The organism is Psychrobacter sp. Ps7, from assembly GCF_022129225.1.
In the GTDB taxonomy this organism is placed as follows: Bacteria; Pseudomonadota; Gammaproteobacteria; order Pseudomonadales; family Moraxellaceae; genus Psychrobacter; species Psychrobacter immobilis_A.
Map to the genome: position 1 here is coordinate 33666 of NZ_JADQAH010000003.1, position 13398 is coordinate 47063.

13 protein-coding genes are annotated in these 13398 nt (G+C 43.0%); 3 read left to right on the top strand and 10 right to left on the bottom strand.

Annotation, left to right across the window (positions count from 1 at the left end; translation table 11 throughout):
- Nucleotides 1-33 precede the first annotated feature (33 nt).
- Together I3257_RS01835 and I3257_RS01840 are read left to right on the top strand one after the other, a co-directional pair.
- Nucleotides 34-1086, top strand: a complete 1053-nt coding sequence (locus I3257_RS01835; protein ID WP_238048638.1) for a histidinol-phosphate transaminase — start codon at nt 34-36, stop codon at nt 1084-1086.
- A gap of 277 nt (nt 1087-1363) precedes the next feature.
- Nucleotides 1364-1741, top strand: coding sequence for a hypothetical protein (locus I3257_RS01840; RefSeq protein WP_201560109.1), 378 nt, complete (start codon nt 1364-1366; stop codon nt 1739-1741).
- 138 nt (nt 1742-1879) lie between these two features.
- Here the strand turns inward: I3257_RS01840 and I3257_RS01845 are convergent, their stop codons facing one another.
- The 4 genes from I3257_RS01845 to I3257_RS01860 form a co-directional block, all read right to left on the bottom strand.
- Nucleotides 1880-3544 carry an alkaline phosphatase D family protein gene (locus tag I3257_RS01845; RefSeq protein ID WP_238048639.1) on the bottom strand — a complete coding sequence of 555 codons (1665 nt, stop codon included), beginning with the start codon at nt 3542-3544 and terminating at the stop codon, nt 1880-1882.
- A gap of 153 nt (nt 3545-3697) precedes the next feature.
- Complete coding sequence (locus I3257_RS01850; protein WP_045451282.1) at nt 3698-4087, bottom strand: hypothetical protein; 390 nt, start codon at nt 4085-4087, stop codon at nt 3698-3700.
- Nucleotides 4088-4283: 196 nt separating this feature from the next.
- Complete coding sequence (locus I3257_RS01855; protein ID WP_238048640.1) at nt 4284-4517, bottom strand: hypothetical protein; 234 nt, start codon at nt 4515-4517, stop codon at nt 4284-4286.
- Nucleotides 4518-4774: 257 nt separating this feature from the next.
- Nucleotides 4775-5290 (bottom strand): hypothetical protein, encoded by a 516-nt coding sequence (locus I3257_RS01860; protein ID WP_055123847.1) that lies wholly within the window; start codon nt 5288-5290, stop codon nt 4775-4777.
- Nucleotides 5291-5615: 325 nt separating this feature from the next.
- On the opposite strand from I3257_RS01860, the gene recJ reads away from it, so the two are divergent.
- Complete coding sequence (gene recJ / locus I3257_RS01865) at nt 5616-7445, top strand: single-stranded-DNA-specific exonuclease RecJ (protein ID WP_238048641.1); 1830 nt, start codon at nt 5616-5618, stop codon at nt 7443-7445.
- Nucleotides 7446-7518: 73 nt separating this feature from the next.
- Here recJ and I3257_RS01870 read toward each other — a convergent pair whose 3' ends face one another.
- The 6 genes from I3257_RS01870 to I3257_RS01895 form a co-directional block, all read right to left on the bottom strand.
- Complete coding sequence (locus tag I3257_RS01870) at nt 7519-8184, bottom strand: trimeric intracellular cation channel family protein (protein WP_045445303.1); 666 nt, start codon at nt 8182-8184, stop codon at nt 7519-7521.
- 261 nt (nt 8185-8445) lie between these two features.
- Nucleotides 8446-9081 (bottom strand): trimeric intracellular cation channel family protein, encoded by a 636-nt coding sequence (locus I3257_RS01875; RefSeq protein ID WP_201539950.1) that lies wholly within the window; start codon nt 9079-9081, stop codon nt 8446-8448.
- Between the two features lie 111 nt (nt 9082-9192).
- On the bottom strand, nt 9193-10347 hold the full coding sequence (locus tag I3257_RS01880) for a multidrug resistance efflux transporter family protein (RefSeq protein ID WP_238048642.1): 1155 nt from the start codon (nt 10345-10347) through the stop codon (nt 9193-9195).
- A gap of 61 nt (nt 10348-10408) precedes the next feature.
- The gene (gene queE / locus I3257_RS01885; RefSeq protein ID WP_238048643.1) at nt 10409-11140 is read right to left on the bottom strand and encodes a 7-carboxy-7-deazaguanine synthase QueE; all 732 of its coding nucleotides are present in this window, start codon (nt 11138-11140) and stop codon (nt 10409-10411) included.
- Between the two features lie 241 nt (nt 11141-11381).
- Nucleotides 11382-12203, bottom strand: coding sequence for a 2,3,4,5-tetrahydropyridine-2,6-dicarboxylate N-succinyltransferase (gene dapD, locus I3257_RS01890; RefSeq protein WP_060491477.1), 822 nt, complete (start codon nt 12201-12203; stop codon nt 11382-11384).
- A 143-nt stretch (nt 12204-12346) separates the two neighbouring features.
- Nucleotides 12347-13303, bottom strand: a complete 957-nt coding sequence (locus tag I3257_RS01895; RefSeq protein ID WP_238048644.1) for an alpha/beta fold hydrolase — start codon at nt 13301-13303, stop codon at nt 12347-12349.
- Nucleotides 13304-13398 lie beyond the last annotated feature (95 nt).

Genomic DNA, 13398 nt, shown 5'->3' on the forward strand with positions numbered 1-13398 from the left:
TTGGTATGGGTATCAATTAGGCGTATTACTATTGTGCTTACCAATCCATTAATAGCATTAAACTCTAACGAAAACTCACTGGGTATGGCAGACTCTGCCAAAAAAGCGGTTATCGATGCTTTAGATATCGGCTTTCGTTATCCAGATGACCAGCGTGCAGCCTTAATCACTAAGGTTGCGAAAATTAATGACGTGACTGAAAGTCAAATATCTCTAGGCAGCGGCTCCAGTGAGAATATCCGCACCGTCGTACAAATGCTGCAAAACAAAGCGTTAAGGGAAGGCAGAAATTTTCAAGTAATTGTGCCGCACCCAACCTTTGCTTATGCGGAACTATATGCAACATCTATCAATGTGCCCGTGGTAAAAGTAGCACTGATGCCTGAAAGCTATTCTTTTGATTTACAAAATATGCAAAAAGTGGCTGATGATTTTGATGGTATAAGCTTATTTTATCTCTGCAATCCCAACAATCCTACAGCGACGATTACTGACACAGATGAGTTAAAAGCGTGGGTAGGAACGGCACCAGACCATCATTATTTCTTGCTAGACGAAGCCTACTCAGAATATGTCACTGACCCAAGTTTTGAGAGTGGGATTGCGTGGATAAGAGAGCAGCGCTCAGACAATATTATCGTGGTTCGGACTTTCTCCAAACTGTGTGCGCTAGCGGGTATGCGTGTCGGCTATGCGGTTGCCAGTCCGCAAATGATTACTGAGCTAGAGGCGTTTATCTCAGTAGATAATACCAATCTGTCTGGTGCTGTCGCTGCGATAGCAACCTTGGATGATGAGGCGTTTTTGGCGTTGAGTTTGCATACTGCCAATCAATCGCGTCAGCTGGTTGAGCAGACGCTGGATGAGCTTGGACTACGCTACTTACCATCACAAGCCAGCTTTATATTTCACGAAATCAAGGGCGATGTACAAACCTATATCGATAGAATGTGCGACCATGGCATCGCTGTTGGTCGCGAGTTTGCGCCTATCACTGGCTTTAATCGCTTGACGCTTGGCAGACCTGATGAGATGGCAGTGTTTGTTGAGGTGTTGAAATCGTTTCGTGAAAAAGGCTGGGTGTGATTAAGCCAGATAGAGTAGTTTCATCATTAGAAAAGGAAAGTTGCCTAGTTTGCGACTTCTTTTGCTTATTGCAATAGGATAAAGAAGCCACAGCTAATATTCTATTTTTACCAACATCAAACGCAGTTTTACATATCCTGTCTTAAAAAATATCACGTCATCTTATAGTATTGATTCATAAAGCACGAACGAACAAGCATGCAGTTGAATGCTTGGTGATAGTCATAAAATCAGTCGTGCTAACGTATATTGTAATTTTAAGGCCAGGGATATATCCATGTTTGATATCAAATCATTTTTTAAGAGAGAAGTAGAAAAAAAACTCATCAATGTAGATGATTATATTTTTATGCCTGAGAGAGTAGAGATGGAGCTGGAGGGCGGAGTATTAAACTGTGTACTCAACAGTGATGGTCGAGTCGATATTTTTTATAGTAAGCAAGGCGTGACAGAGGTCGGCTCGGCATCACGTAAGCATCCCTTTACGGCATTCGAAACTGAACTATATCATGGCGTTTATGATGACGTTATTAATGAGTTGATCAAAGAAGTAGATAAGATTATTGATAGCTCTTCTAAGTATTTTAGCCGCAGTAAAATACTGCCTTTTACAGCAGCGCTGTCACAGAATCCAGTTGACAAAAACAAGTTCTAAGCCAAGTTAATAAGATAAGCGGATGGTATAAAGACTTAGCAATAAAAAGGGTGCGTTATTTATAACGCACCCTTTTTACTTTTCATTCTCAATGAACGTTACTTTGATACTTTAAGTATCTACTGCAGTTAACGATACTTATATTTTCACCCCGACAGCTTTATTTGCAGCAGCTAATACAGCGACGTTAGTGATAGGGCGAGATTGTTCACCCTCTATTAAATGATTCGCCTGTGCTTGAGTGAGCAAGCTTTTGGCAAATCTAGTACTGTCATCTCGTGTTTTTAAGGTATTAGTATAATACCATTCACACTGAAACGCCTGCTCGGTGATATCTAACAGCATATAGCCGTGATCAGTTTGGTTGTTGAACTTCTGATGTGGATTGGCTTCTGGTCCAGCACCTTTTTCAGGAAACGCGAGCGAGGTTAGAGCAGGGCAGACGAATTCGACAGCCAATGATCCTGAACCTGTGCTTGGATTATAGCTGTCCCCATCGAACGGATTTTTGCAGACATCAAATGCAAACGAAGCGTGATAGTCGCCAGTTAGAACGACTGTATTATCAATATTATTATTTTCAATGAAATTGAGCAGACGATCGCGAGCACTGGCGTAGCCATTCCATATGTCTCCCGAGTTGGTGGCAGATGCACCTCTGAATGGAGCTAAAATGACTTGCTGCCCCAGTATCTGCCATTTGGCATCGCGGCGTTTGCCTGCCAGCATGTTTAGATGAAGCCAGTTCTCTTGTTCGAGTCCCAATAGTTGGCGTTCAGGCTCATTACTGGCAGTAGCATCAAGCTTTTCACGGCCAAATATACGTGTGTCCAGCATATTCAAATCAAACAATTTACCAAACTCGAAGCGTCGATAAATCCGCAGCTGGCTGTCTAGCTCGTTGCTGCTATCATCACGGATAGGCATCCACTCATGATAAGCTCGAACCGCTGACATCTTGCGCTCTATATAGCTGCCTTTGCTTTCAGTATGGAACCCAGCGCCCCCTTTCCATGAGTTATCTGCAATTTCATGATCATCCCAAACGGCGATAAAAGGGTGCTGGCGATGGCATTCTTGTAAATCAATATCAGTACGATAACAGGCATAGCGACGACGATAATCTTCTAAACTAATAATCTCATTTTTGGGGTCTATAGGACGTTCTTCTATTAAGGATTGATCACGATAAAACCCTTCTTGATATTCGTAGATATAGTCACCCAAATGCAGTACGGCTGATATATCGGCTTGCTTAGCGATATGTGCATAACCATTGAAGTAGCCAAATCCATAGTTCGAGCAAGAAACCACGGCCAAGCGCACACGGTCTACTTGGCTGGCTGGTAAGTTTGGTTGCGGGATAGTACGAGTGCGACCAGTGGGCGAGATATAACCCAATGCTTGAAAGGTATAGTAATAAGTCGTATTGGGCTGTAGAGACTTGGGATCGACTTTGATAGTAAAGTCAGATTCAGAGGTGGCTAATGCTCTTCCTTGAGCAACGATTTTTTTCATCTCTGGGTCTGTTGCGATAGTATAGCCAACAGGGATGCTCGTGGCACTGATACTGCCGTCATTGGTAATTCGTGTCCACAGTATTACTCTATCCTGTAGAGGGTCACCACTGGCAATACCATGCTTAAAAGGTGAGGCGCCTTGATAACCCAAGTCATCTAAGACGTCCAATTTATCACCCTGGATATTCTCATCGTCGTCTGATGAACAGGCGCTCAGCTGGGTCAGTAGAGTGCCAGCCACAGTAACATGACCACCTAATTTTATAAACGCACGTCTTTTCATTTGTCATCCTTGATATCAAGTGAATTCCATTTCATTTACACCTAATTTATACGAATAGACTGGGTTAAGCAATCGCTAACCCAGCCTGTGTCAATATTAATATCAACGTCAAAAATACATTGTCAGAACTGTGCTTTGTTACTTATTACAAGTTTATTTCATAAAACTGGTATAGCAACTTTGTAGAGATTTTGCGACGACTTTCGTGACCAGCTGTGTGCGATATTGCGAATCTATAGCAGCATTGCCCAATTCAACGAGTGTCACTTGCTGCGGCGCTTGCTCACTGACGCAGCCACAAACATTACTTTTTACAGCTTCTTGTTGTGTGTCGGTCATAGCCACGCTAGCCACACGCCAAGCAGTTTGCTTTTCAATCTGACTGCGGCACTGGTTATCAATCGCTGATTTAAAGACATTCATACCAATCTCATTTGCAGTACCGATAGCAGTACCTGCATTATTATTCATGCCACCAGTCGTTGTGCATCCAGATAGAGCGAGGGTAGCGAGCATAGCCGTTGATATTAAGATTTTTTTCATGGGTCTGATCCTTTAAGATTTTTATTGGTTTTAAGGTTTATGCTTAATAGAAACTGGCATTTGGTAGGAGTTGATGTTTGCTAGTTGACATGTGTTTTTTCCAAGCAGGTCGTATATTATCAGCAAAATCAGTGCATGACATCATTAACCACTACTAGCACAGAATTAAGCCGTTTTTTATAAAGGATTGACTTTATCAATCCAGCCACGCATAAGGGTGATAAGACGCATAGGTTTTATAACCAATATAGCCGACAATCATCAATAAACCACCGACGATAAATAACCAAGTGGTGAGGTGTTCCCACGAACAATCATCAAAACGGTCATTAAACGCCGCCGAAATACTGGCGATGAAAAGAATGAGGCAACCTAGTAGCAGTATCAGTGTTGACGTGAGCTCATAACCATCCACTCTAAAGTTTGGCATACCATAATCCAAAAATAAAATTCATCTTACTTTAACGATTTTAATCAATAAGGCAGGTGAATTGTTCATGAAGTATTGCTATGTTTGGGTAGCGTATTTATTATTTTCTACTGTAAATACTATTTAGCTTAATAGCATTCTGCGCAAAGCAGCCGATTCAAACCCATATATACGTAAATCAGCACAAAAAAACCAGCTAAGGCAATGGCTCTTAGCTGGTTTTATTTTATAAAGTTAATGTCAGTTTTTTAACTGTTTTAGACATTTTTACCGTGTTGCTTTTGCTGAATGTCTTTTGCGAGTTTGTAACACTCATTGATGTGGTCATTGGCGATTTTTTTGAAAATCATATAGCCCATTGTAGCAGCAACCATTTGACCCCCTAATGGGATAAATTTCGTTACTTGTTTGGCTGCGATACGACCACCGAAGCCTTGTACGGTCTTTTTAACAATACCACGTGTCGCCATCAACCCTGCAAAATCAACAGTACGATCTTTTAGCGCGCCCCAATGAATGGCTCGTGATTCTAAATCAACTGCCGCCTTACGATCTTCAAGTAAGCCAAATCGTTCGCTAATGTCAGGTAATAGTTGAGTAAGCATACCTGCATCTACTGCGACATCAAAAAATGGTACAGGAACGATGGCAACACCAGCAGAATATTTGGCGCGTTTTTTAACCAGCTTTTGACATTCTTTTTTTACTTGTTCAAGATCTAAGCTAGGGTCAATGGTATTTGGTAGTTTTTCAGCCAGTGGTGTGGTTTTCATAAAGCGTCCTTATAAATGGTTAAAATAAAAAATCAAATAAAATAAAAAATCTCAATAGATAGCAAGTATCTTAGTTGCTATCTATTTTATGGATTTCTGAGCGGCATACAATCATTGCTTTGTAGCAAAATGCAGAAAAATGCAGTCGCTATGCACCGTTTTTGTAAATGAAATATTGTGCATATTATATGGATAGAGTATGAGTTGTTTACTCTATGCTAGTATTAAAATATGGTTTATCACAATGTACTGCAACAAAAAACGATAAACCAAGCCGCCAAAAATTGTCATTGTGACCCTCTGCCAAAGCCAGTAGAATATGCACATGCTAAACTTAACCCCCCGTTATACCAGCACTCGCATCGACGAGTTGCCCGCCGCGCTGCAACCACTTGCCGCCCAATCATTGACGCTTGCCCGCCTGTATGCAGGTCGCGGCATTACTCAGCCTGATGAGCTAGAGACGCAACTCTCTGCGCTATTGCCAGCCGAAATGCTACATGGTGTCACAGAAGCAGTGCGTCTATTAGACGTCGCCATCGATGACGGTCAGCGCATCCTTATCGTGGGTGATTTTGACTGTGATGGTGCGACCAGTACCGCATTGATGATGCGTGCGCTTACAAAAATGGGCGCAGTTGTTGACTTTTTAGTGCCCGACCGTTTTAAGTATGGCTATGGTTTGACACCAGAAATTGTCGAATTGGGTATTGAGAAGTATCATCCTGAGGTGATAGTGACCGTCGATAACGGTATCTCAAGCCATGAAGGCGTGGCACGTGCGCAAGCCGATGGCATCACTGTGATTATTACTGATCATCATTTGACGACCAAAGAAACACCGCCTGCGGAGGCTGTGGTTAATCCCAATCAGCTCGATTGCCACTTTAGCAGTAAAGCGCTCGTAGGGGTGGGAGTGGCATTTTATGTGCTTGGACGCTTAGCCAAGCTGCGCCGCGAAGCCGGTAAATCTACCGTGCAAGTGAGTCAATATTTGGATTTGGTGGCATTAGGAACGATTGCCGACGTTGGGGTGCTTGATAAAAACAATCGCATTTTAGTGCATCATGGACTGGCGGCTATCCGCCAAGGGCGCTGCTCGCTTGGTATCTTGGCACTCCTTGAACAAGCAGGACGAGATCCTAAGCAGTTGCAGGCACAGGATTTTGGGTTTGTCTTAGGACCTCGTATCAATGCCGCTGGTCGTATGGACAATATGCGCATCGGTATTGAGTGTTTGTTGACGGAGGACTGGGGTACGGCGCAGCGTTTGGCGCAAGAGCTTGAGCAGTTAAACCGGACGCGTCGGCAGGTAGAAGGTGAGATGCGCGCGCAAGCGGATAACATCGTACAGACATTAGCCGCTGCGGATACAGACATGGACGATGAGGCTACGGCGGATAACCATGAAAGCGGGGATGTTATTGTTCAAAATAGATCTGAGAAAAAGACGAATAATAATCGTAAACGCAGTATCGTTTTATACCAAGATGATTGGCATCAAGGCGTCATCGGCATCGTCGCTGGACGGTTAAAAGAAAGTCATTATTTGCCAAGTATCGTCTTTGCGCCCGCGGATACAGAGCGTACCGCTGAAGATGACCCTATCAAAGGCTCGGCGCGTTCTATCGCTGGCGTGCACATTCGTGATGCGATTGAGCAGGTTGCCGAGCGCCATCCTGATTTAATCAGTCATTTTGGTGGTCATGCGATGGCAGCAGGCTTAACGATCAAACGCCGTAGCTTTGATGGGTTTGTTATGGCTTTTAATGACGTCATGGCACAGATGGATAATGAGGTGTTTGCTGAGCAAAAATTCACTGATGGCGCGTTGCAGGCGAGTGACTTTAGCTTGTGGTTTGCTGAATACTTAGCTGATGCCAATATTTGGGGTCATGGCTTTGCACCGCCAATATTTGATGGGGTCTTTGAAGTCTTAAGCTTTAAGATATTAAAAGATAAGCACCTTAAACTGTCGCTGCGTTACCCTGATGTACAATATCCAATTGAAGCAATTTATTTTAACTTTGATAGCGAGATATGGGATTATCGTGCGGAAAAAGTGCATGTATTATTTCAGCTAGACATCAACGAGTGGAACGGCAAACAAAGTCTACAGTTGATGGTAAGGGATTTAGCAGTCATACAGGAATGATGGCAGTATCTTATTATAAAATACTCAACCAGTAGCAAATATAGCGTCGACTTTGTTTAAGGTTGACGCTTTTTTAGTATTTCCATTCGATGGTTGGAAACTGCCAGTCATAACGAATGGCGAGCATGCGTAAGGTAAAAATCGTACTCATAGTAGCGATGTCAGCAATCCAAGCTGTCACACCCAGATTGTGTAGTGCGAAATAGAGGATGCCGCCAGCCAAAGCTGCCGAAATATAAATCTCTTGCTGCAACACCAGCGGAATCTCATTGCAGATCATATCGCGGATGATACCGCCGACAATAATGGTGATCACCCCAAGTAATAACGCCACGGGCACATTTGCGCCCATACTATCGGCAACCTTGATACCGATTAAGGTAAAAACTGACAGTCCAATAGTATCTGAGAGTTTGAGGAACTTATTAACGCGTTTAGAGTTGGGGTGAAAGAATATTTGCATCACTAATGAAGAGATGGTGATAACAGTCAGGTAGCTCATATCCACCATCCAAAATAGGGGATGGCGATCTAAAATGACATCACGCACAGTGCCGCCACCGATAGCGGTGACAATAGACACCAGTAAACAACCAAAAACATCGAAATTTTTGTGTTTTGCCAGTATCGTGCCTGAAATACTACAAGCGATAATACCAATCATATCAAAAAGGTAAATGAGAGAGCGTGGGTCAAACGTAGTGATTAGTGCTGAAGGGTTCAATGCGATAGCCAGCATGAGCAAGTCTCACTAAGTTTGTATGATGATTGTCTGATTATTATAAGCCAATGCAGTAGAGCTTAGGGCGCGTCCTCATTTTAAAAATAGTGATAAACATGAGATAAATTGCCGTCAAACAAGGAAAGTAGCGCAAATAATATCGAGATATTAAGAAGCTATTTGACGATGTTTGGCAAAATTTAGCTATTTTTAGGCCACTTAGAAAGTAAACGATTGAATTGAGAACACGCTCTAGTGTTTAAACCATATATATCGGTCTTATTTCACCAAACGTATAGAAGGCAGGTGCCAATCAAAACGCAATGCTAGCATCCGTACAGCAAAGATAACGCCCAGCATAATAAATTCATTCAATCCAGCATTTACACCCAAACGATCAAGCAGCAGATAAGTGATCGAACCTACAATACTAGCAGAGATATAAATCTCGCGTTGAAGTAACAGTGGTATCTCATTACAGATGATATCGCGTAGCAGACCACCAATAATAGCCGTCCAAACCCCCATCATAATAGCGATAATAGCTGACATATCTTGTGTCAATGCTATCTTAAAACCAATCACGCTAAAAGCCGCCAACCCAATGGCATCAAACAGCTTCAATGCCTTATCAATCTTATGATACAGATGAAAGAATATTTGTAAAATAAGCGATGTCACTGTGATGACGATCACATAATTGAGGTCAGTCATCCAAAAGAGCGGATGACGGTCTAGCGCCATATCACGTAGTGTACCGCCGCCGATAGCATTGACCATCGCAACCAAGATACAGCCAGCAATATCAAAACCTTTGTGCTGTGCCAGCAGTGTACCTGCGATCGCACAAGCAATCACACCAACCATATCTAATAAATATAATAAAATATCAGGAAAAATTAAATCATTAACCATGATTATATTACCAATATAATGGCCATCAAAATAGATTGGCTGTGCTGGACTAGTTTTGAAGTTGTTTATATCAATAATTCAAATAGAGTTAACCTAATTTTAGGTAGTAGTTTAGCCATCTTTTGCAAATAGAATAAGCCCAACGATAATCAGAGCAATACCTATTAAGCCCATCGCTGATGGCAAAGTATTATTGAGCAATAGCATACCGCCAATTAAGGCAAATATCACTTCACTTGCCTGAGTGGCATCAACCCCAGCCACTTCGCTTGAAGTTTCCGCTTTTTCACGGGCATATAAAAAGATACTGGTTGCCGCCACGCCTGCCAATAGAGCCACAAGTAAGGTATTGAATACCTGCTTAGTATCAGGCAAATCCGGATGAACGACAAGACCCAAAACCAACCAAAATGGCAGACTGCCCAAGGTCATTAACCATACTTTGTTAAAGGCATTTTGTAGCAGGGTGGTTTTGATAGCAGGTATACGTGCGATTAAAGTTTGCAGCACAGAGCTCGGCAAGGTTTGAGTGGGGTGGTTAAGGTTTAAGGAATCGACCGCGTCCGCCGTATAACTCATATCGGCTGACAACGCAGGTGCTTCTGTAATAAGTGAGGTTGTTTTTTTACTAATCTCGTTGGCTTGGATATCACTTTTTTGAGTGCTAGTAGGCTCGGCACTACGCTTGCGAGCGTTGTAAGATACCTGCCAAACCAACTGGTTACCAATGGGATAGCTAAAGGCGGCTATTAGGGCAGGCACGGCACCATAAAGCAGCATATCTTTCATAGGCACTGCATCAGCATCTAGCAAAGAAGCGGCATGCAGTCCTTCACTGATATTGACCAGTACCACGCCAGCAAATACTAATAACGCATATGCAATGAATTTTTTATCAAAACGTTGTCCGAATGCTAGCAAAACGAGTAGACTTGCGACCACTGTAAACATAAAAGTCGCGGCGACTACCCAGCCTGCGACATGATCAGCCGCGTAGCATATTCCTGTATAAAAAATTCCAAAACCAATACTGCCCGTAATACACCAAAAGCCCCAATGTTGACGGAATATAGTCATTAGCTCTGTAATACGCCCAAATCCATGCTGCATAATTATAATAGCCGTGAGTATTAGCCACATAAATGCATAGCGAAGGCTAGCTGACCAAAACCAATGCCCACCAGCCGCACTCATAACTTCGTTTAACACAAACGTCGAGCTAAAAAATGCCCCCGATAATAAGCCCAATAAAATGAGTTTGACCATACCTATATTCCTATCCTTGGGTCGCTATTTATGTTGAATATCCGTTTAGATGATTGGGCTATTATTTACCTTTAGCATCTGCCCAGATGATTTTATGCAGTTGCAATTGGAAGCGTACGGGCAGCGCGTCAGCCAACATCCATTCTGCAAGTTCGCGCGCCAACAAAGGTACATCGGGGCTGACTTCGTCGTCGATATCCTCTGCGACATTAAACATCGGAGAGAACCAAACCGTTCCGACCAAATCGTTTAGCTCATGCTCGATCAACATGGCTTTTGCCCAGTCGTAATCAGTACGGTTCATAATGACAAATTTAATTTGGTCATGCTGAGTGAGGTGGTCGAGATTTGACCATAGATTCTTATCGACTTCGCTTGAGCTTGGCGTTTTGAGATCCATGACTTTACTGACCGCTTTTGGCACGTTTGCTACCGTGAGCGCGCCTGCGGTTTCAAGCGAGATTTCATAACCGTCGCTCAGTAAGCGCTTCATTAGTTCAATGGCGTTCGGCTGAGCTAAAGGCTCGCCGCCAGTCAGACAAATACGCTTGCAAGGATAGCTTTTGATGGTCTCTATAATGGTTTCTAGCGACTGCCGCTCGCCGCCAGTAAAGGCGTATTCAGTATCGCAATAGACACAGCGAAGTGGACAGCCGGTCAAGCGCACAAATATCGTTGGCAAGCCTGAGGTCAGCGCTTCACCTTGCAAAGAATAAAAAATTTCTGTCAAACGTAGACCTGCTTCAGGGTCAGTGACAGGAATGGCGGCGGTGCGTAATAGTGATTCACTCATAATATGTCAAATACAGTTAAAGATTGCTAATGGGATGAGGCATTTATCAATCGTAATAAAAAGGCAGGTTCTGGTATGGAGGTTTTGCGTTTGGATAAAGCCAAACCAAAAAAAGGGATTATAACGCACCACCCTCTATTAAGCTGCAAAAAAGACGCTGAAGTTTTCTTCAGCGTCTTTAATAAAGAGGATCTGTCGCTGTCCGTACGGTTTGGGTACGAGACTCTAAGTATTGGAAATACTAGGCTAAACGCAATAGCTCATTGACTGATGTTTTAGCGCGGGTTTGTGCATCGACTTTTTTGACGATGATAGCAGCATATAAGCTATGCGTACCATCTTCTGACGGCAAGCTACCCGGTACGACAACAGAGCCTGCTGGTACACGGCCACGATGAATCTCACCCGTTTCGCGATCATAAATGCGCGTTGATTGACCAATAAATACACCCATCGAGATAACAGCGCCTTCTTCGACGATTACGCCTTCAACAATTTCAGAACGTGCACCGATGAAGCAGTTGTCCTCAATGATTGTTGGATTCGCTTGCAATGGCTCTAATACGCCGCCGATACCAACGCCACCTGATAAATGCACATTTTTACCAATTTGGGCACATGAACCCACGGTCGCCCACGTATCTACCATCGCGCCTTGATCGACATACGCGCCGATGTTGACATACGACGGCATCAATACCGCACCTGCTGCGATGAACGAGCCTTTACGAGCAACAGCGGGTGGTACAACACGTACGCCTGATTCTTTGAACTGTGCTTCGGTCCAGTTGGCAAACTTAGTCGGAACTTTGTCATAGAATTGCACATGTTCGCCCGCTGCCTGAACATAGTTGTCGTTTAAGCGAAAAGAGAGCAAAACGGCTTTTTTTGCCCACTGGTTCACGACCCATTCGCCATCCTTTTTTTCTGCAACGCGCAATGTGCCGTTATCTAATTGCTCAAGTACTTGATTAATAGCATCACGCACGTCCTGTGGCATCGTGCTTGGGCTGTATTCGTTGCGTTTTTCAAAGGCTTGTTCGATGGTTTGTTGTAATGACATAAAGATTCCTAAAGTTAGTGGAAGGTAAAGCATATATTATCGTTAAATAACTCGCATGACTTGGCGTAAAAACTTGCTTGCCGTATTGTCGCTAATTTGGCGACTTTTAGCAAACGAGTTAACCGCCAAGATGAGCGCTGCGGTTAATTGTCTGAGCTATGGCTTTCTATCCATTCTAAGATATCTTCATAAACTGTTTGGTGGTCTTTTTCATGCAAAGGCTCATGACGCATGTTTGGGTAGAGTTGGATATCTACTTGACTGAAGTTTTGCTTGTTTAAGCGCGTGACAATTTTGCGGATGCCGTTGCCCATATCTCCGATAGGATCATCTTCGCCGCTAATAAATAGCATCGGGAAGTTTTTTGGAATAGTCATTGCCCAGCCTTTGTTTAAGCCAGTTTCCATCAGAAAGAATAATGTCATAAAGCCATTATTGGTGAAATCAAAGCCCGTCAATGGATCTGCTTCATAGGCTTCAATGGCGGCAGGATTTTCAGTTAACCACGCAAATTCTGATGAAGAGATGCGATCTTCAAGCTTACTATTCAAGACTTTATTCATCACCTTGGCAAACATTGCATTGGGTTTTTTAGGGGCTACTTTTGCCAGTATTTTATTGACTGGGAGTAGCACTTTAGTCAAGGGGTTGGCATCTGCTGTACCCATCAAAATAGCACCTGTAAAATTGTGTGCATGGTGCTTTAGGACATTACGCACAATAAACGAGCCCATAGAGTGACCCATTACAAAGTGAGGCACGTCAGGATGACGATTTTTTAAGCTATCAGCCATGACAATGACGTCTTTTAGCAGGGACTGTACTGGATGCTCTTCACCAAAAAAACCTAAATCTGCTGATGTTTTGACGGTCTTTCCATGTCCCAAATGGTCATAAGTTGCCACTGCGATACCGTGATCCGCTAAAAACTGAGCGAAGTCTGCGTAACGTCCGCTATGCTCTGCCATACCGTGGACAATCAGTAATGTGGCTTTTACCGCTGTGTTTTCATGGCTTGGTTCAAAAAAATCATGATGCAAGTAATGAATATTATCGGAGGAGAGAATGTGGTCGTTACCTGTATCGGTGTTGGTACTCATATAGGGTTCCTTAAACAGTTTTAATGAATGTTTTTAATAAATAGCTTTAATGGTTTATCATCTTAATGAATAGCAGGCATGACAATTTGAAATCA

What these genes read in the sequence shown, in the direction of transcription:
- I3257_RS01840 (WP_201560109.1), top strand. Translation starts at nt 1,364, where the DNA reads ATGTTTGATATCAAATCATTTTTTAAGAGAGAAGTAGAAAAAAAACTC.
- I3257_RS01845 (WP_238048639.1), bottom strand. Translation starts at nt 3,544, where the DNA reads ATGAAAAGACGTGCGTTTATAAAATTAGGTGGTCATGTTACTGTGGCT.
- I3257_RS01850 (WP_045451282.1), bottom strand. Translation starts at nt 4,087, where the DNA reads ATGAAAAAAATCTTAATATCAACGGCTATGCTCGCTACCCTCGCTCTA.
- I3257_RS01855 (WP_238048640.1), bottom strand. Translation starts at nt 4,517, where the DNA reads ATGCCAAACTTTAGAGTGGATGGTTATGAGCTCACGTCAACACTGATA.
- I3257_RS01860 (WP_055123847.1), bottom strand. Translation starts at nt 5,290, where the DNA reads ATGAAAACCACACCACTGGCTGAAAAACTACCAAATACCATTGACCCT.
- recJ (WP_238048641.1), top strand. Translation starts at nt 5,616, where the DNA reads ATGCTAAACTTAACCCCCCGTTATACCAGCACTCGCATCGACGAGTTG.
- I3257_RS01870 (WP_045445303.1), bottom strand. Translation starts at nt 8,184, where the DNA reads ATGCTGGCTATCGCATTGAACCCTTCAGCACTAATCACTACGTTTGAC.
- I3257_RS01875 (WP_201539950.1), bottom strand. Translation starts at nt 9,081, where the DNA reads ATGGTTAATGATTTAATTTTTCCTGATATTTTATTATATTTATTAGAT.
- I3257_RS01880 (WP_238048642.1), bottom strand. Translation starts at nt 10,347, where the DNA reads ATGGTCAAACTCATTTTATTGGGCTTATTATCGGGGGCATTTTTTAGC.
- queE (WP_238048643.1), bottom strand. Translation starts at nt 11,140, where the DNA reads ATGAGTGAATCACTATTACGCACCGCCGCCATTCCTGTCACTGACCCT.
- dapD (WP_060491477.1), bottom strand. Translation starts at nt 12,203, where the DNA reads ATGTCATTACAACAAACCATCGAACAAGCCTTTGAAAAACGCAACGAA.
- I3257_RS01895 (WP_238048644.1), bottom strand. Translation starts at nt 13,303, where the DNA reads ATGAGTACCAACACCGATACAGGTAACGACCACATTCTCTCCTCCGAT.